The following is a 17,475-nucleotide window of genomic DNA, read 5'->3' on the forward strand; positions in this document are numbered from 1 at the left end:
TTTGAAACGTCCACTTTCTTTGTTCATGGGCGCAACGCCGACTAATGAACTGGCTTCTTTGTTACTGATATATCCTAGCTCAGGTAGGTTACTAATAATTGATGCGGCAGCAATTTTACCAATCCCTTTCATGCTTTGAAGAATCACATTTTTGGCCTGATAATCAGGACACGTCTCGATAAGCTTCACGATTTTAGCTTCCACCTTTTCGATTTGATTTTTGAACACGGTCAGAATCGGTTTGATGGTCATTACGAGTTCTTTTGGCAGTATTTGAAGACGATTTTTCTCCATAGTTTGCATGACTAACAGTTGATTTCTTCTTGCCACTAAGTCGCTCATCCTCCTCATTGTATCTGGCTTCAACGAAGATAAGTTGGGTCTAATGGCTTCTCCATAGTGGGCGATTAACTGAGCATCAAGTTTATCCGTTTTAGCTCTTCTTCCGATCGCGCCCGCAAAGCGTTTAATGTGTATGGGATTAGCGATAACGAAAGGCAAATTCGCATTCGCACATGCCATTATAAATGGCATTTCAAGTCGCCCAGTGGCTTCGATAATAATGCGTTCTGGGTGATACTGTTTGATGGTTTTGATTGCTTCTTTAATGCCTTTTTCATCGTTAGAAACAGAGAAAAAGATATCTGAAGGGCGGATATAAATATCGAGTTTGAACTTTCCAGTATCAACTCCGACATTAATGTTTTGAAGTGTGTTTGATTTCATAATAAGCTAACTCTTGCTTGCAAATGCGGGTTCGAGACCCAGTAGACTATTCGAGTATTTTGCTTGGAGTCCTTTGTCGCGTTCTTTCTTGTTATCGGTCTCTCAATAGAGGAGCCATCATTCAATCGAACTACGACAAGGAAAGCTTTAGTTGCAGCTAAAGCCTGGGTCTCACATTACCCGAAACTGGGAATTATTTGTAAATTAGGTGGGTTTATTATCCATACAAACAATTTAAGAGTGATTCAGCACGCTTGGCAATTTTGGTTTGAGTTAAGTTTTGTGATTACGGTGTTCAAGTTGAGTGTTGTGGATGCGTGCTTCAAGCAGCGCCTACCTTGCATCATCCGTTGTGACATCTGTCTTCAGTCTATGTACGTAGTTCACAATATCGTAAAACGGTATTGCCATCCTAATGCTGTCGGTGGTGGTGCCACGTTCGATACTTGAACCACTGCATTAGCTCAAAATCGTGATAAAAAGTATGTTATGTTTTGACATGCTGATCACCAATTTTTAGTTTCGTTATCAAAACTATTATGGTTCTAATGTTCAGCCCATCCACGAATGATTGGAGACCAGCAGTCTGAGTGGGGAGTCATTATGTCTAGCCAAGCTTTAATAAGGTGATATTCACATGGAATTTGTTGTTCGATTTGTACAGAAACTCTCAACGGGAAAGACCGTTAGTATTTTGTTTTTATTGACAATGATAGTCTATTTAACAATGTTGTCTTATTCTATTCCAGCCGTTTCTACATTTGCACCAGAGCTACCAATATTTGATTTATCTCCATTCGGGTATTCGTTTGCCTATGCAGATAACTTACTTAACACATTAGGTATAGAAGGGCGTGCGACTTATTTATCTACTCAATTACCCTTCGATTTCATTTATCCTGGCTTGTTTTCTATTACTTACTCATTAATGTTAGTTTGGCTGTTTGGCAAAACATCTAGCAGAAACTCTAAAATTTATTACTTTGCTTTAGTGCCCTTTTTAGCGGGTATGTTTGATTATGTTGAGAACATATTCATTATAAAAATGATAAATTCATTTCCAGAGTTACAGGTAACAACCGTTAAAATTGCCAGCACGCTTACCATCCTAAAAAGTAGTTTTACCATGTTGTTCTTTGTGCTCTTAATTGTTGGTTTTGTATTGTTATTCAAACAAAAAGTATTGAGTAACCGTAACAGAATTGACTAACACGATAATTGGACTCCCGCTCTAGTGCGAAGCTAATTCCAGTTGGCTATTCTCACTTCGTTCGTTATTTTAGACGATTATAAATTTCCCTTTGATGAGGCGTTAAGTTTTTAGGAGGCATTGATGATTGTCAGAAAGATGGAAGAGAAGGATCTTGAGGCTGTAAGTGCAATTTGTATAGACTCGTTTTTGCAGTCTGTTGCAGGCACATTGTCTGATGAGGGGATTACAACCTTTTCAAAGATCGCTACGCGCGATGCATTCCTCAACAGAATGAAAGGCGATAACTTAATGCTAGTTGCTGAGAACGACGAAAATATCGAAGGTGTCATTGAGCTAAAGGAAGGTCGCCATGTTGCGATGCTTTTTATTCGCCCTGAACGCCAAAAAAGTGGTATTGGGAGAATGCTGATTTCATCCGTCTTGAATCGTACAAGGGTTGAGACTGTTACCGTCAGAGCATCACTATCTTCAGTGATCGCTTATGAAAAGTATGGATTTGAGTGCAATGGCGAAGTGGGCGAATCTGCAGGTTTAGCTTATCAGCCTATGGAAATCAAACTTAACAAGGCAATACACGCGACAAGCGCGTGATTGCGGCGTCACTATGTCTAACTGTACTTCAAGGGTGGGAGTATCATGTCTAGTATCGAATATGTGAAATTTGGAGATATAAATCCAGATGATTTCTTACCGCTATTAAATAAATTGAAAATTAGAGAACATTTGATCCAACATGAATTGTTTGACATAAACTCTACAACAGCTTGGATGAAGTCAAAGGTAGAAGTTGACGCAAGTCATGGTTGCAAAGTACGTGCTATAAACGTAAACAATCAGCTTATCGGATGGTGTGGTATTCAATTCGAGGATGACAAATACGAGATAGCAATAGTTATAGATGATAGTTCGTGGGGACTTGGTATTAAAATATTCCATGAAATAATGGAGTGGGCAAAAGTAATTGGGCATAAAGAAGTTTATATACACTTTTTACACACTCGGCCTATGTATAAATTTTTGCAAAAGCGTTCGACAAAAGTCTACGAAAGTGAACTTTTTGGCAGTAAGTTTAATACATACCAGCTCGCGGTAAAGTAGCAGCTAACAAACACCTGCCTTCTAAGCACATGGTCATGTAACCATCCCAAAAATAGAGCGATTATTGGATATCATCGATGAAAACCAAATTTGAAGTAAAAGGAAAAATATTTGAGATTGAGTACTCAATATTTGGCCATGAAAGGTATTTATATGATGGAGAAGTAATTCGTACTGGTTGGTCGATAAAAACTCAAGCTACTGAAATATTTGACATTGGTGATGATGAAATAAAAATTGAGAATAAAGTCTCTTTTAGTGAACCTAATTGCAGGGCATATTTTAATGGGGAGTTAATTGTAGATGATTTATTTCCTGAACTAACGAAAAAACTTCAAAATAGAAAGAAAAATAGCTTGAAAAAAACATTGGCAATAATGGCTTTTAGCTGCGTGTTAACTATGTTTTTGATCAGTATTTACAACACTTATAGATAACCCTAACAAGATGTTATTCGTTGGGTGAGTCTTCCCTTGCTTTAGTCGACACCTTCTCATCACACTGAGGAGGCTAACATGCCCAAATATACCCAACCAAGACAATCATCGGTTAATCACACTTTCATGGAGTAATACATTTGATCACTTGTTATTTAAATTATGTAATCGACCCATATAAGCTTAAAGAGTTTGAGCATTATGCAAAACTTTGGATCCCACTAGTCAATAAGTTTGGTGGTCATCACCATGGTTACTTTTTACCTTCAGAAGGGGCTAATAACAAAGCTCTAGCTCTGTTTTCATTTCCTAGTTTGGCAGCTTATGAAGAGTACCGTGAAAAATCACTAAAAGATGAAGAGTGCATAAGTGCTTTTAAATATGCAGAAGATACGATGTGCATAATCAGTTACGAGCGTAGTTTTTTCCGCCCTCTTTTAAAATAAACATAGAATAAGGCGACCAAACGGAAAAAATTACAGTTGGCTGCGTTCGTACCTCGCACATTTTAGCCAACCGCATTTTCCGTTTAGCTTTGCGTTGGTATGAGTCCCCACGATGAGGCAATTGATTTTTGGCGTGATTATAATAGGATGAAATCTGAAGGCATAACGTTCATCAGAGAACCAAAAGAGCAAGACTACGGAATGGTTGCTGTATTTGAAGATCTTTACGGGAACTTATGGGATTTGCTCGAATTAAATCCAAATCACCCTATGGCAGCGAGATCGGCATAATAAGGTAATTGAGAGGCGTTAACTTAAAATTATGTATTTATCCCAAACCGACACACAACAATTTCCTTCTGCTTTAAGAGCTTTGATAGAAGCAGAATTGGAGGACCGAGAAAAAATCAGCTGGGTAGGAAAACCAGTTCCAAGAAAGTTTGCGCGTCGCTCAATTCCTATTTTTTGGTTGCTATACCATGGAACGCATTCTTTTTATTTTGGATCGCGAGTGGTTTTGGCTTTGAAATACCTGATTTTAAAAAAGGGTTTGATTTGTTTGCTTTTTTTGGTGTGCCATTCTTGCTAATCGGTATTGTAATGCAGTTCTCACCATTACTGATGGTGTATAAAGCCAAAAGAACCGCTTATATAGTAACCAACTCTCGCGCGATTATTTTTGATGGTGGATTCACAACAACAATTCGTTCTTTTAACTCAACTCGTTTGCAAGATCTTCGTCGCAAACAACGATCAGATGGTTCTGGTGATCTAATTTTTGAAAGAAGGTTTTATACCGACGGTGATGGTGATCGGCAATTTACCGACTATGGGTTTCTTGCAATAGCTAACGTCAAAGAGGTAGAGCGCATCGTTCGTACGTTAATCTAGAGATGAAAAGTTACGACAAGTTGCTGAACACGGCGTTGGTATGACTCCTCACATCAAGTAGAACGCAAAAATTTCGGCCTAATTCTTCAAGCCTATTTTGCTCTGTTACTCAAATAAATTGAGTTAACGCAGTAGATGAAGCAAGTTAGCTCCACCAATTCAAAGTCAGTTTATAAGATCAAACTACGTACAGCAGGTTATCGCTTAGCCTATGAAGTCCTCGACGATGAAATTAGCTATACAGAAGTGCATAGTTTATCGAATAATCACCGAGTTATGGTTATTTTTTCTTATTGTTAGGGTGTCTTGGGCAGTCATCACAATATGCACCCGATTCACACTTATACACTAAACAACAACTGACTCGCACCAGTCTTAGTCTGCCATCATCTTCTATTTTTAAGCTATCTAAATGTCTCACGGGGAGATGGCAAGCACCCAACCAAAGTTGAGCTTGTTCGATAATATACTCATTAGTTATGTTTGGTTGAAAATGTTGCAGTTTAATCAAACTAGTTAGTAACAAATCAGCGAGCAGGTGGTTAGTAAAACCAGGACGAATTCGAGTCCATTTGTTTATTTGAGAACGATAGAAATTTGTTAACGTTAGTATCGCTTCGGCTGCATGCGGGATAAGCTCTTCTGGAGTACCATGCTTATGGTCATCATTAAAAAATCGGTATCCAGTAATAAATTTCTTGTATGTGAATTGCCCAATGTTTTTAATGTCAGGCAATGATTGTAGAGTATAAATTGAAATGAATGTGACATAAATCGGTTGCCAGCACACTAGATCCCACGTTCGAGTTAACCAATACGCTTGACCAGCCTCAGGATGGGCTTTTACGAGATTATCAAAGACTCGTTTGAGCTCAATATGGCTATCATCATTGGTAATAGCAATCGCTCTTCCATGTAATGGTCCATAGCTTCCTCTCCAATAGGGTGTCACTTCTTTTGAATAAGAGAAAATTTTTTGATGCAAAGAGGGGGGCTTCTTGCTGGTAACTATATTTATTAACTGGAAAAACATCTGAATAACTAAATGATAATCAATAGCGTTATCATACTGACTTTTTCAGACTAGACCATACAAAATGGAGCATCTAGCTATGGTTTCTTCATAAGGTTCCATTACTTTGGTATCAATTAGAATAAATCTTAGCGCCACAAAATGAGTCCATACATAATCAAAAAGTTGGTGTGATCGATGTGACACAGGCCCAATTTGATGGAACTAATATTCAGTACTGGGCAGGTATTAAGGTCGAAGACGAGGTAGAACTCCCTTTGTTACCAGGCTTGATTTCTGACCAACTTCATACGCTTACAATACCTCACCAAACATATGCAATGGTTAAACACAAAGGCCTTGATGGTGACGAACTAGAGATCTATCCAGAAGGCTATGAACCCTTAAGTGGCGTTAATAATTCTGACTTCTATCAATTATTTTTGAATGATTGCACCAAAGTGTTAATTTTTCGATTTGAAAACCAATACAATGCAAATGATATTTATTCTTATTTACAAAATTATTTCTAATTAATAGCATTGGTATTCGAGGACGAAATGGAAACTAGGACACAATTTAAGCGCTCAATTTTATCTGTCGCACTTTTAAGTATTTTATCTACCCCTTCTTTTGCAGAAGAAACCCAACATGAAACCATTACCGTTTTAGGTCAAACATATCGAAATACGGCAACAAAAACGGCATTAGAGCCAGAAGAAACACCACAAGGTATTACGGTTATTGAACAAGAACAACTTGAACAAAGAGGTGTAAAGTCTCTTGGACAAGCTCTTCGTTATGCTCCAGGTGTTACCGCCGAACAACGAGGTGGGGCAGTGACCTTATATGATACGTTTAATATTCGTGGTTTTGACGTTTCTACAAACTACTATGATGGTATGGTTTTACCTTACCTCAATGGTTTTTTACCAATACAGATAGATCCAATTGCATTACAGCAAGTAGAAGTCTTTAAAGGACCGACCTCAGTTCTTTATGGCTCTATGCCACCGGGTGGCATGGTGAATATGATTGCGAAAACACCTCAATCAGAACCTCATACAGAAGTGAGTTTTTCTACAGGTTCTCGTAATTTAGTTGAAGCTTCAATTGATACCACAGGGCAGTTTGGTGATAGTGATTTCTCTTATCGATTTATTGGTAAGGCTCGAACTCAAGACAGTCAAGCCGACTCGGTTGAAGAAGAGCGCTACTTAATTGCCCCTTCTGTCGATTGGCAGGTGTCTGAGCAAACCCTAATTAACTTTAATCTTTACTATCAAAATGATCCTGCGCTAGGAATGGACTCTTCTTTACCTGCTGTCGGTATGTTCATTGACCACCCACTAGGTTCTACTTCACCGTCTACTTTTACTGGGGCTGATGATTGGAGTACGTTTGAACGTGAAGTGTTGATGCTTGGTTATAAAATAAACCATGATTTTAATAATGGTTGGACCTTTTTACAAAATGCTCGTTACATTGATGCATCAACATACCGAGAAGATACATATTACTACGACGGTGACTTTACTACTGGTGATATAGCCAATTACGCGTACAGTTTCGATGAAGATCTTCAAAGCGTTACTATCGATAATCAGCTTACTAAGTCAATTACGACAGGTAGCATTGAGCACAACCTATTATTTGGCTTTGATTATCAAAGTATGGAAGGCTCGGCAATTGATACAACATACTATGATAAGAGCTACGTAGTTAATATCTTTAATCCAAGCAATGACTACATAGATAGAAACAATATGGGTGTAGGGACGGTCTACAACAACCACACTGATGTAGAGCAGTTTGGTTTTTATGCTCAAGACCAGTTGAGAATTGATAACCTAGTACTCATTGCTGGTGGTCGCTACGATAGTTATAAATCCGAGAATTATTATTATGGGGTCGACTTTGACGCTGACCATAGTAATTTCTCATACCGTGTCGGTGGCTTGTATGATCTAGGGAACGGTTTTTCACCTTTCATTAGTTACGCAACAAGCTTTGAACCTGCAGCCGGTGTAGATGTAAACGGAGATGGATTTGACCCTCAAATAGGTAAGCAGATCGAAGTTGGTTTGAAATATCTATCGATGGATATGTCTAAGCAATTTACGATGTCTTATTTCCACATTACGAAAGAAGACTACATTGTACCTGATCCTGAGGGTAACTATCCTGCAAGTGTTCAACTTGGTGAAGTTGTTTCCCAAGGTGCTGAATTTGAAGGACGCTGGTTTGCAACGGACAATTTAGATCTAGCCGCTTCGTATACTTACATTGATATGGAAGTAACAGAAGATGTTGACTCAAGTCTAGTAGGAACGACACCGATTTATGTACCTACGCATGCAGCGAATCTATGGGCAAACTATCACTTCTATACGGGTGCACTAGATGGTTTAAGAGTGGGCTCTGGTGTTCGTTATATGGGTGAAATGGAAGGTGATGCGACCAATTCAGTTCAAAAAGTTCCTTCTTATTCCCTTGTTGATTTGTCTCTTGGCTATGATTTAGGCAATGCTTCAGAGTCATTATCAGGCGCACAGGCTAACTTAGTTGTGAGTAACCTTTTTGATGAGGAATACTACACTTGTTATAGCCAAGCGTACTGTTGGTACGGTGCCGAGCAGTCTATTGAGTTTAACGTGAAGTATGAATTCTAATTCAACACCTGTTTAGTCATAGAGCAGCCAATACACTTGGCTGCTTTTTTACGTTTTATTCAAAAAAGCGCTTGGCGCATCTCTTCTTGGGTCATGATCGACTCGTATTGCCATCCTAACGCCGTCGGTGGTTGTGCCACATCCGATGCTTGTGTAACCACTTCCTAAATTAGGTGTATCGTATAGCTATCTAGGCACCTGTTGAGTAATACAATGGATATTGCCGCCACCTAATAAAATCTCACGTGCTTTAATACCAACAACGTCATGGTCGGGAAAGGCAGTTTCTAGTATCGTTTTTGCGGCTTCGTCAAACTTGTCGTCTAGCTTAGGGAAAATAACTTGACCGTTACTGATTAAAAAGTTGGCATATGATGCCGCGAGACGTTCTCCTGATTTGCGCTCCATTCCAGCACTTTGAACAATTCCCGCAGCTTCGCTTTTGGTTAAAAATAGCGGTCCTGGCATTGGCAATTTATGTACCTTAATCGTTCGGCCTCTGGCATCGCGTTGAGTGGTTAGAGCATTCAATGCTTCATGGCTAATGGCATATTGAGGATCGTTCGGGTCGTCACACCAAGTCAGCATGACTTCACCAGGCTTAACAACATGCATAATATTGTCAATGTGTCCGTTAGTTTCATCATTATATAGTCCACGTGGCAGCCAGATGACTTTTTCAACATTCAGATATTGGCAAAGTAAATGCTCAATTTGTTGCTTTGACAACTCAGGGTTACGACTAGGGTGCAATAGGCATTCTTCTGTCGTATAAACGGTACCATTTCCATCACAATGAATAGAGCCACCTTCTAAAACAAGAGGTGCCTGGTAGAGATCATCTTTAGTGATCTCTAACATCTTTCCAGCCACAGCATTATCGAAATTCCATGGGAAATACAGTCCATCAACGAGTCCTCCCCATGCGTTAAATTCCCAACTAATACCTCGACGCTCGCCATTTTCACTGACTACGTAGGTCGCACCAATGTCTCTCATCCAGCTATCATTGTATTCCATTTCAATAATTGTGATTTGAGAAGGTAACTGGGTACGGGCGTTGGTCAATTGATCATGTGGAACAAGCATAATGACTGAAGTCGCTTTTGCTATCGCAATTGCAGTCTCTACAAAGGCTTTCTGAGCAGGCTTTCCATTTAAGCGCCAGTTGTCGCTTCGAGTTGGCCATGCCATCCATATTTCGCTGTGTGCTTCGTTCTCTCCAGGCATGCGAAAATTATCACTTGCTGGGAATGATTCTATCAAGTTGCTCACGTCATGCTCCTCGGTTTTCGTTTACCCCGTTCTTTAATTGGTCATCTAGTGTTAACAAGTTTCTGAATACGGCGTTGGTATGACTCCCCACATCAAGTAGAATACAATAATTTCGGCCTAATTCCTTCTTAGTAAGGATTCATGGTATCTATGTTTTTCTCATGGTAATGGTGTTCAATGAAAAGAGTTAAGTTTTTCGCATTATCAGGGAGCCTTCGAAAAGGTTCCTATAATTCAGCAGCTTTAAAGTCATTAGTAAAGACCTCCCCAGATCATATTGATATTGTAATTGGTGATATTAGCCAGTTACCTTTGTTTAATCCTGATTTGGAGTGTGAAGCAATTCCTGCACTCGATGAAATTAAATCTCAACTTAAATTTTCAGCGGGAATAATTATATCCAGCCCAGAATATGCTCATGGCATTAGTGCGCCAATGAAAAATGCATTAGATTGGTTAGTCAGTAGCTATGAGTTCTCTGATATTCCGATTATGTTAATCAATACTTCGCCACGCGCTATCCATGCAATAGAGTCTTTAAAAGAAGTATTAACGACAATGTCAGGAATTATCATTGAGAGCGCTTATGTTTCAGTTCCATTATTAGGCACCGATTTAGTCGACGGGGATATTGACAAAGATAGCGAGTGCCATTCTATGTTGAACAACGGTCTGGCACGTTTTTACAGTGAAGTTGTAAAAACATAATACATAGACTCTCTATTAAAACCTTCTCTTCCCCCCCCTTTAGTGCGGAGTTTTGATTGAGTGCTCGACTATTTATGTTATGCGAGAGGTAAGTTCGGCGAAATTACGGAGCTTTATGTTAAGCCCAAGTGAAGTTATGCCATGGCGCGCTGCATCTCTTCTCGTAATAATTCGGCATCCAAGTAAAGCTGACCTTTGCTCCCATGTTCTAACGTTGTTTTCACCTTATAGGCTTCTCCCAGTTCTGGCATGGCTAAAACGTCGAGGGCGTCACCTTGAGTTTGTATCACGCCTTTATTCAGCAACATAATTTGGTCGCAAAATTTGGCGGCTAAATTCACATCATGCAGTGCTGCGATGGTTATGAAGTTTCTCTCTATGGTCAGTTTCTTGATCACCGTTAAAATGGACAGTTGGTGGTGCAAATCCAATGCGCTTGTTGGTTCATCCAGTAAAATGACTTTCGGGTTTACCACTAAGATACGCGCTAACGCCACGAGTTGTTTTTGACCACCACTGAGTTCGCTGATGTTTTTTTTAGCCAGATGTTCGATATTGAGCAAGCTTAAAACCTGCGCTACTTGCTTTATGTCATCGGGTTTTACTCGCCAGCCAGAGTTTTGTTTAAACGACACCAACACCGACTCAAATACCGATAATGCCAAACTGCTATAAAACGACTGTGGCAAATAGATCACGTCTCGGGCGCGTTGTATTTTTGAATAGGTTTTAAGCTCTTTTCCGTCCAAGAATACTTCGCCAGACTGCGTTTTAATTAAGCCAGCGATCGATTTAAACAAGGTCGATTTCCCGGCAGCATTAGCCCCTAATAAAGCGGTAAAACTGCCTTTTTCTAACGGAGAGATATTTAAGCTTTTGAGCACGTTATGAGCGTCATAACCGACGCTTAAATTAGAAACGGATAAACTCATATCGATTGCTCCTTGGAGTGTTTTAAAATAATGGTTAAGAACACAGGGACACCAATTAACGCGGTGATGATACCGATTGGGTAAATGATACCTGGAGTAATGGATTTGCTGACAATCGAAGTGACACTTAACATCAGTGCGCCAAGTAAAGCAGAAAGAGGAATAAAGTAACGCTGGTTTTCACCGACCAACAATCGTGCAATATGTGGCCCAACGAGTCCGACAAAACCAATTGTCCCGACAAACGCCACTGCGGTCGCCGCCAATAATGAAATGCAAATCAGGATTTCAACGCGTAATCGAGCAATATCGATCCCCATACTGAGGGCGCTTTCTTCACCTAATCGTAAAGCCGTTAATTGCCATGTTCGCATCATACAAAATGGCATTACGGCACATAATAAAGCGGATCCCCAAAAGCTCTGTAACCAACTGGCACGATTTAAAGAGCCCAACATCCAAAAGACGATGCGCTGTAATTGTGTTTCAGATGCGCCGTATTGCATCATCGCCAGCATCGCATTAAACGCAAAGAAGATCGCTATGCCAAACAATATGATGGTTTGAGTGCCAACACCTTTTAAACGCATGAGTAGCAAGAGCAATCCGCATGTTCCGAGTGCGAAAACAAAGGCATTTAGCGTGACTAAAAAGGAACCAATATTGGCCGCGAAACCCACGCCTGAGACAATGGCTAATGCCGCGCCAAAGCTTGCCGCAGAAGAGACGCCAAGCGTAAAAGGCTCGGCGAGAGGATTGTTTAGCAAGGTCTGCATGAGAGCCCCCGAAATCCCTAACATGGCACCCACAATAACGGCGGTCACGGCGATAGGAAGACGGTAATCCCAAATAATGACGTCAAGTTTAACCCCGTGAGATGAACGGTCTAACAGAACATCAAGAACGGTAGATAGTGAAAAATTACCTGGGCCAATACTGACATCAATAATCAGGCTCGCCACTAATAAAGCAACGACCAATACTAGCATTTGAACCTTTTTCGCTTCACTGGCGACAAAGCCATGAATGAGGTCATTTTGCTTCTTCAATACATACGGTGCGATATCGGTATCGGTTGTGGCGTGTAATTCTTTCAAATCTTGGGTATTACTGGTCATAAAACCAACCTAACTATAAAAAGAGTAAACATTAAGAGGGCACTTAATCTTGAGTAAAAAGAGGATTCAGGAGGTTTATTTCACTTAAATACTCCTAAAAGGTTTTCTTTCTAATGCCGATAAGCGGCAGAGGAAAGAAAACCTATTTGAGTCATATAAACGAACTATTTAAGTTTGTGCCAAAACACACCGCTGAAGTCGATAGGAAGAAAACGGTCGTGCAATTCAATGAAGTTGGCCGTTGTATCAAGGTCTTTAAAGTCTTCTGGGTAAAACCACTTTGCAAATGTTTGCAATGCAATGAAATGGTATGGGCTGTTATAAAACTGGTGGTACATAGAATAGAAATGTTTAGACTTAACGGCTTCTAGTTCTGGCCAGCCTTTACGATCAGCAAGTGCTTGTAGACGTTCTTGAGCGAGTTCAGATGTTGCTTCGTAACCGAGTAATACTGCTTGAGTATTTGGGTTCGCTTCTGCCCAGTTCGCGCCTGTGCCAATGATGTAATCCAGTTTGTCGCTGAAGATAACCTCAGGGTTTACCGATCCACTAAAACCAGAAATCTTGCGGCTTCCCCAATTGATACCGCCTGCTTCATCAACCAAGCGACCTAGATTTGCAGCGCCAAATGTACTGCAACATTTATCAGGGTTGTAGCCCGCCGCCCGTTCAATGAAAACGATAGGGCGCTCTTCTGGTTGTTTCGCTAATACAACTGAGCTTACAACACGCATTTGTTCCACATAGTAATCGATGAATTCATTGGCTTCTTTTTCCCGGTTTAGAACTTTACCGAGCATTAATAAGCTTGGAACCGTGTTTTGAGTAGGTCTTTGACGGAAGTCGACAAAGACGACTTTAATGCCTGCTTTTTCAAGTTTTGTTAACAAGCCGCTTTCTTGTGCTTTTAATAAATTACCCAAGTTAAGAATAAATAAATCAGTATCAAGTGTGATGATCTTTTCTAAGCTGTAGTCGCCAGTGTAAGGACTTCCCAAATTTGCAATGTTAGCGATCTGAGGAAAAGCTTTTAAATATTTACGATACGCATCAGGGTCATATTGGATTAAATCGTCTTTCCAACCCACCACTCTCTCTAATGGATTCTCTTTGTCTAATAATGCCAACGAGTAGGTTAAACGGCCTTCACCCAAGACGATGTTGTCAATTTTTTCTGGGTCTAGGCTTACTTTACGACCTGCGATATCCGTCACTTGAATGACGTCCGCTGAAGCACTAAAAGCAACAGATAAGAAAATAGGCGCAACTAACTTTGTTATAAATGAACGATTCAAATTCATCTTCTCTTTCCTTAGATAGGTAATTTGGAAAGGAGTTTACAGAGGCAATGTTATTTTGTAAATAGAAATGAGAATCATAATCATTTATGTTTGTTTTTTTGGGACTTAGATATCTAACCATCATAGGGGGATTGGTATGACTCCCAATATCAAGTAATTTCAACGAGTTTTTATAGGTATCTAGTCCGATGAAAAGTATGTTAAGTTTTGCCATTCTGATCGCCAGTTTTGAGTTTCGTTAACTTGTTTTAAAGCTGATCATGGAAATATGCACTCAGGAGTTCATTCGTATGCCACATGTAGAAATTAAATATTCTGACAACTTGGATATAGACACGAAAGAAGTGTTTGATGTCATTGAAAAAATTATTAATAAAAAAGATTCCAGTGCCGGGGTATGTAAATCTAGAGCTTATCCTTGCTCGGAATATAAATATTCCCACATTCTCATTACAATATCGCTGCTCACTAAACCTCATAGAGATGAAGAGTTCACGCTAACGTTAAGTCGAGAGCTAGAAGAGTCGATAAAACGGCACCTTAAACAAAGTGTCTATTTTTCACTAGATATCGAATATAGCCTAGCGTATTACACCACGAATGTTCATCTCGTGGATGGCGATACGTTGGAAGAAATGACGAGATAAATTTAAAAAAATTGAAGGTATCCATTTCACTGGCTGAAGACCAAAAACCACTGCGTGTTTATCGGTTAGGTGATGTTAGGCGTTCTACGGAGAAAAAGTTGTTGTTGAATATCGAAGTCGCTTTGGTAAATGCATTTACTGAAAACGGAAAAGGCGGAAATCCCGCAGGTATTGTCTTGAATGCTGACCAACTATCTGATGATCAAAAATTAAAAATTGCACAAGCGGTAGGGCATTCAGAAACGGCGTTTGTTTCCAGTGATGACTTCGCTGATTATGAGGTGTCTTTCTTTACGATAACTGGAGAAGTTGACTTTTGTGGTCATGCGACGCTAGCGACTTTTTCCACGATGTACCAAAAGGGTATTCTTGCCGCAGGCTCGTATGTTCAACGAACGAAAGCTGGAATGCTGCCAGTTACAATCGAGTCTAGTGGTAAGGTCGTAATGGACCAGCAATTACCTCAAAAATTAGATAGTTTTACATACCAAGAGATTGCACACGTTATTGGTATTGACAGTCACATACTAGCAAGCACGATGTTACCTATTGAAGTGATTTCAACTGGGCTAGCTGATGTGATTATTCCTGTTCCTAACGGGTATTTAGATTCCATAGAGCCAGATGATGATCTTATCGCCGACTTCTGCAAAAAACATAACGTTGTTGGTTTTCATGTTTTTGAACTTTGTGACCCTGAACGTAATCTTACAGCAAGCTGTCGTAACTTTGCGCCATTGTTTGGTATATCAGAAGAATCTGCGACAGGTAGCTCTAGTGGAGCATTAGCTTGTTATCTTACAGAGCATCTCGCTTTAGGCCATGATTATGTTTTTGAACAAGGTAGAGCTATGAATTGCACTTCAATGATTACGGCATCGGTTGAGTCTCATGATTCAACGGTAATAAATGTAAAAGTGGGTGGCTTTGCAACTGGTCTTGGTACAGCGGTCATTCCCGTATAACACATAAAAATCGATGTAGGGCAGTCAGCAATCCGACAGCCTTGTTATGCCTATTCCAAAAGGCGGTAAACTAAGAGTTAAAAGATGAGTTTGATTAAGTTTTCAGTTTTAAAAAATATCGCTACTTCCGTTTTTCTTCTGCTCCTCTCAAGTGCCGCTTTTGGCGCAGAACGAGAGTATGTTATTGGTCATGAAGCATTGGACATATTCGGAGCAGAAGCTCTTGCTTTTACGCCAATGTGGGTGAAGGTATGGCTGATCTTTTTGCTCGGTACATTTGTTGCGGGGATCTTCTTCGTTCGGCAACACCACTTGGCTCGATGGGTGGTGGGTGGATTCGTAATTTCTATGACAAACGGCCACTCAATATATTCAGCTCTTGATCTACCATTTTTGGGAGGCGGTATCGCGATTATGCACCTTGTTTGTTGGTCGCCAGCATTAATATTACTGTTGCTTAAACGACCCTATTTTGACGTAAACGAATCAACAGGATTTCGTATTTGGGCTGGACTGATAACGGGATTCATTATTTTCTCTTTCATCTTCGATATTCGAGATGCTGCGATCTACATTAGTCATATTAATAGCTTAGGTTAGAAAAGTATGAACGTACACGTTGCCGTTGGGAGTTTGGTTTTATGAATCATCTGAAAGTATTTTTATTGATATCTATATTGGCGCTTTCATTGCTGAGTTTAGCGACAAATAACTTTCGTGATAATCCGTTACATACTCACAGTATTACACCAGAAAAACAAAACGCGGCTTGGACGTTAGATTGGTGGGAAACAAGACACAATACAAAGCTTCAGCAAGCTAAAAACACGGAAATAGATTTACTGATGTTAGGGGATTCAATTACCCATCGTTGGGAAATGGCTGGTTCAGCTGTTTGGCAACAATATTACCAAGACAAAAACGCCTTTAACTTAGGTTTTAGTGGAGATAGAACTGAACATGTTCTTTGGCGTCTACAGAATGGCGCAGTCGATAATATGAGCCCTAAACTAACGGTACTCATGATAGGCACGAATAATACAGGGCAGAGAATGGATCCAGCAGAAGATACCGCTAAAGGTATATCGGCCATTGTATCTGAACTGCGTACACGACTTCCAATGTCTAAAATATTATTACTGGGTATTTTTCCGAGACATCATTCTCCAAACGATGAGATGCGCTTGAGAAATCAAGAAATTAATCAACTGATACGTTCACTCGACGATAATAAGAGTGTCCATTTTTTGAACATTAATGAAATATTTATCGACGATAACCAAATATTAAATCAAAAACTCATGCCTGATTTACTTCACCCAAATAGCGAAGGCTATCAACGGTGGGCCGAGGCAATGGCACCAACCATTAACAGGTTGATGAACTAAGTGGTGTTTTTCCCTTTGAGTGCGACTGTTTTTGCCAACCCGTATTTTCCTCGCGCGAGGGGGTATACCTTTTGAAGGAGAGCGTATGTCTATACCAAAGAAGTCATTATTGAATGAGTACTCAATTGGTTCGTATTTCAGTGATAGTTTCTCAAAGAGAATAAAATATAACAATCAAACTGCGATTGACGTATTTCTTGAAATAACAACGCAAACACCGGATTGGGTGGCTGTTCTTATGTCGATGAGAAACTCGATAGTATCGAAGCTCGGTTTGAAAAATTTGGGCGGTCTACAAGATGTATCTGGAGACAAGTTAGGTTCAGACTATGCCGTGGGTGAGCGAGTCGGTATTTTTACCTTGGTCAGTGTCACAGATAATGAAGTCGTACTCGAAGACTGTGACAAACACCTAAATGTCCGAGTTTCTTTTTTCGTTGAACCTGAAGGCGATACCGCTATCATTCACGCAAGCACCGTGGTTCATGTGCACAACCTGTTTGGTAAAGTCTATATGTTCTTCGTTACTCCGTTTCATAAAATCATCGTGCCAAGTACTCTAAAAGGTTTAGATCAGGCTTAATATCAAAGATGATGTTGCCGCTTTTTTCGCCTTGAAAATGCGCCTTCATGCTATCTATTCATC

Annotated in this window: 20 protein-coding genes and 2 pseudogenes; 16 read left to right on the top strand and 6 right to left on the bottom strand. The window is 40.0% G+C overall.

The genetic code is table 11. The annotated features are described in order from the left end of the window. On the bottom strand, positions 1–726 hold a 726-nt coding region (locus ACWU4D_RS00005), incomplete at its 3' end, for an IS110 family RNA-guided transposase (protein ID WP_456049317.1). A 637-nt stretch (positions 727–1,363) separates the two neighbouring features. On the opposite strand from ACWU4D_RS00005, the gene ACWU4D_RS00010 reads away from it, so the two are divergent. The 8 genes and pseudogenes from ACWU4D_RS00010 to ACWU4D_RS00045 form a co-directional block, all read left to right on the top strand. Beyond that, the gene (locus ACWU4D_RS00010) at positions 1,364–1,936 is read left to right on the top strand and encodes a hypothetical protein (protein ID WP_456049318.1); all 573 of its coding nucleotides are present in this window, start codon (positions 1,364–1,366) and stop codon (positions 1,934–1,936) included. A gap of 123 nt (positions 1,937–2,059) precedes the next feature. Next, positions 2,060–2,530, top strand: coding sequence for a GNAT family N-acetyltransferase (locus ACWU4D_RS00015; protein WP_456049319.1), 471 nt, complete (start codon positions 2,060–2,062; stop codon positions 2,528–2,530). Positions 2,531–2,575: 45 nt separating this feature from the next. Next, positions 2,576–3,037 (top strand): hypothetical protein, encoded by a 462-nt coding sequence (locus tag ACWU4D_RS00020; RefSeq protein WP_456049320.1) that lies wholly within the window; start codon positions 2,576–2,578, stop codon positions 3,035–3,037. Between the two features lie 77 nt (positions 3,038–3,114). Further along, the gene (locus ACWU4D_RS00025) at positions 3,115–3,474 is read left to right on the top strand and encodes a hypothetical protein (RefSeq protein ID WP_456049321.1); all 360 of its coding nucleotides are present in this window, start codon (positions 3,115–3,117) and stop codon (positions 3,472–3,474) included. Positions 3,475–3,614: 140 nt separating this feature from the next. Next, positions 3,615–3,920: an NIPSNAP family protein gene (locus tag ACWU4D_RS00030; RefSeq protein ID WP_456049322.1), complete on the top strand. Its 306-nt coding sequence runs from the start codon at positions 3,615–3,617 to the stop codon at positions 3,918–3,920. A 123-nt stretch (positions 3,921–4,043) separates the two neighbouring features. Further along, positions 4,044–4,211 (top strand): annotated as a pseudogene (locus ACWU4D_RS00035) (VOC family protein); the annotation flags it as partial. Positions 4,212–4,475: 264 nt separating this feature from the next. Then, a complete protein-coding gene (locus tag ACWU4D_RS00040; protein WP_456049323.1) occupies positions 4,476–4,811 on the top strand; it encodes a hypothetical protein in 336 nt (111 codons plus the stop codon). Between the two features lie 165 nt (positions 4,812–4,976). Continuing rightward, positions 4,977–5,045, top strand: a pseudogene (locus tag ACWU4D_RS00045) (type II toxin-antitoxin system mRNA interferase toxin, RelE/StbE family); the annotation flags it as partial. A gap of 46 nt (positions 5,046–5,091) precedes the next feature. Here the strand turns inward: ACWU4D_RS00045 and ACWU4D_RS00050 are convergent. Next, on the bottom strand, positions 5,092–5,844 hold the full coding sequence (locus ACWU4D_RS00050) for a siderophore ferric iron reductase (RefSeq protein WP_456049324.1): 753 nt from the start codon (positions 5,842–5,844) through the stop codon (positions 5,092–5,094). 179 nt (positions 5,845–6,023) lie between these two features. Here ACWU4D_RS00050 and ACWU4D_RS00055 point away from each other — a divergent pair, with 179 nt between their 5' ends. Both ACWU4D_RS00055 and ACWU4D_RS00060 read left to right on the top strand, forming a co-directional pair. Next, entirely contained in the window at positions 6,024–6,356 is a 333-nt protein-coding gene (locus ACWU4D_RS00055) for a hypothetical protein (RefSeq protein WP_456049325.1), read from the top strand. Between the two features lie 27 nt (positions 6,357–6,383). Then, positions 6,384–8,495 carry a TonB-dependent siderophore receptor gene (locus ACWU4D_RS00060; protein ID WP_456049326.1) on the top strand — a complete coding sequence of 704 codons (2,112 nt, stop codon included), beginning with the start codon at positions 6,384–6,386 and terminating at the stop codon, positions 8,493–8,495. A gap of 186 nt (positions 8,496–8,681) precedes the next feature. On the opposite strand, the gene aguA is transcribed toward ACWU4D_RS00060, so the two are convergent. After that, positions 8,682–9,770, bottom strand: a complete 1,089-nt coding sequence (gene aguA, locus ACWU4D_RS00065) for an agmatine deiminase (RefSeq protein WP_456049327.1) — start codon at positions 9,768–9,770, stop codon at positions 8,682–8,684. 177 nt (positions 9,771–9,947) lie between these two features. Between aguA and ACWU4D_RS00070 the strand changes: the two genes are divergently transcribed. Further along, positions 9,948–10,478 (top strand): NADPH-dependent FMN reductase, encoded by a 531-nt coding sequence (locus ACWU4D_RS00070; protein ID WP_456049328.1) that lies wholly within the window; start codon positions 9,948–9,950, stop codon positions 10,476–10,478. 134 nt (positions 10,479–10,612) lie between these two features. On the opposite strand, the gene ACWU4D_RS00075 is transcribed toward ACWU4D_RS00070, so the two are convergent. From ACWU4D_RS00075 to ACWU4D_RS00085, 3 genes are all read right to left on the bottom strand, one after another. Then, positions 10,613–11,410: an ABC transporter ATP-binding protein gene (locus tag ACWU4D_RS00075; protein ID WP_456049329.1), complete on the bottom strand. Its 798-nt coding sequence runs from the start codon at positions 11,408–11,410 to the stop codon at positions 10,613–10,615. Beyond that, positions 11,407–12,528 (bottom strand): FecCD family ABC transporter permease, encoded by a 1,122-nt coding sequence (locus ACWU4D_RS00080; protein ID WP_456049330.1) that lies wholly within the window; start codon positions 12,526–12,528, stop codon positions 11,407–11,409. The genes ACWU4D_RS00075 and ACWU4D_RS00080 overlap by 4 nt, the downstream gene beginning before the upstream one ends. A 164-nt stretch (positions 12,529–12,692) precedes the next feature. Beyond that, the gene (locus ACWU4D_RS00085; RefSeq protein WP_456049331.1) at positions 12,693–13,829 is read right to left on the bottom strand and encodes an ABC transporter substrate-binding protein; all 1,137 of its coding nucleotides are present in this window, start codon (positions 13,827–13,829) and stop codon (positions 12,693–12,695) included. A 290-nt stretch (positions 13,830–14,119) separates the two neighbouring features. Here ACWU4D_RS00085 and ACWU4D_RS00090 point away from each other — a divergent pair, with 290 nt between their 5' ends. The 5 genes from ACWU4D_RS00090 to ACWU4D_RS00110 all read left to right on the top strand — a co-directional run bounded on the left by ACWU4D_RS00090 (position 14,120) and on the right by ACWU4D_RS00110 (position 17,412). Further along, positions 14,120–14,476, top strand: a complete 357-nt coding sequence (locus ACWU4D_RS00090) for a hypothetical protein (RefSeq protein WP_456049332.1) — start codon at positions 14,120–14,122, stop codon at positions 14,474–14,476. An 11-nt stretch (positions 14,477–14,487) separates the two neighbouring features. Further along, positions 14,488–15,441, top strand: a complete 954-nt coding sequence (locus tag ACWU4D_RS00095; RefSeq protein ID WP_456049333.1) for a PhzF family phenazine biosynthesis protein — start codon at positions 14,488–14,490, stop codon at positions 15,439–15,441. An 84-nt stretch (positions 15,442–15,525) separates the two neighbouring features. After that, positions 15,526–16,041 carry a hypothetical protein gene (locus tag ACWU4D_RS00100; RefSeq protein ID WP_456049334.1) on the top strand — a complete coding sequence of 172 codons (516 nt, stop codon included), beginning with the start codon at positions 15,526–15,528 and terminating at the stop codon, positions 16,039–16,041. 41 nt (positions 16,042–16,082) lie between these two features. Next, on the top strand, positions 16,083–16,829 hold the full coding sequence (locus ACWU4D_RS00105; protein WP_456049335.1) for a platelet-activating factor acetylhydrolase IB subunit: 747 nt from the start codon (positions 16,083–16,085) through the stop codon (positions 16,827–16,829). A gap of 85 nt (positions 16,830–16,914) precedes the next feature. Beyond that, a complete protein-coding gene (locus tag ACWU4D_RS00110) occupies positions 16,915–17,412 on the top strand; it encodes a DUF2867 domain-containing protein (protein WP_456049336.1) in 498 nt (165 codons plus the stop codon). Positions 17,413–17,475 lie beyond the last annotated feature (63 nt).

It is taken from the genome of Vibrio phycocola, assembly GCF_053850235.1.

Bases quoted from the DNA above. Each gene is read 5' to 3' on its own strand.
- ACWU4D_RS00020 (WP_456049320.1), top strand. From the start codon at position 2,576: ATGTCTAGTATCGAATATGTGAAATTTGGAGATATAAATCCAGATGAT.
- ACWU4D_RS00075 (WP_456049329.1), bottom strand. From the start codon at position 11,410: ATGAGTTTATCCGTTTCTAATTTAAGCGTCGGTTATGACGCTCATAAC.
- ACWU4D_RS00110 (WP_456049336.1), top strand. From the start codon at position 16,915: ATGTCTATACCAAAGAAGTCATTATTGAATGAGTACTCAATTGGTTCG.
- ACWU4D_RS00060 (WP_456049326.1), top strand. From the start codon at position 6,384: ATGGAAACTAGGACACAATTTAAGCGCTCAATTTTATCTGTCGCACTT.
- ACWU4D_RS00085 (WP_456049331.1), bottom strand. From the start codon at position 13,829: ATGAATTTGAATCGTTCATTTATAACAAAGTTAGTTGCGCCTATTTTC.
- ACWU4D_RS00100 (WP_456049334.1), top strand. From the start codon at position 15,526: ATGAGTTTGATTAAGTTTTCAGTTTTAAAAAATATCGCTACTTCCGTT.
- ACWU4D_RS00070 (WP_456049328.1), top strand. From the start codon at position 9,948: ATGAAAAGAGTTAAGTTTTTCGCATTATCAGGGAGCCTTCGAAAAGGT.
- ACWU4D_RS00050 (WP_456049324.1), bottom strand. From the start codon at position 5,844: ATGTTTTTCCAGTTAATAAATATAGTTACCAGCAAGAAGCCCCCCTCT.
- ACWU4D_RS00105 (WP_456049335.1), top strand. From the start codon at position 16,083: ATGAATCATCTGAAAGTATTTTTATTGATATCTATATTGGCGCTTTCA.
- ACWU4D_RS00090 (WP_456049332.1), top strand. From the start codon at position 14,120: ATGCCACATGTAGAAATTAAATATTCTGACAACTTGGATATAGACACG.
- ACWU4D_RS00025 (WP_456049321.1), top strand. From the start codon at position 3,115: ATGAAAACCAAATTTGAAGTAAAAGGAAAAATATTTGAGATTGAGTAC.
- ACWU4D_RS00015 (WP_456049319.1), top strand. From the start codon at position 2,060: ATGATTGTCAGAAAGATGGAAGAGAAGGATCTTGAGGCTGTAAGTGCA.
- ACWU4D_RS00080 (WP_456049330.1), bottom strand. From the start codon at position 12,528: ATGACCAGTAATACCCAAGATTTGAAAGAATTACACGCCACAACCGAT.
- ACWU4D_RS00010 (WP_456049318.1), top strand. From the start codon at position 1,364: ATGGAATTTGTTGTTCGATTTGTACAGAAACTCTCAACGGGAAAGACC.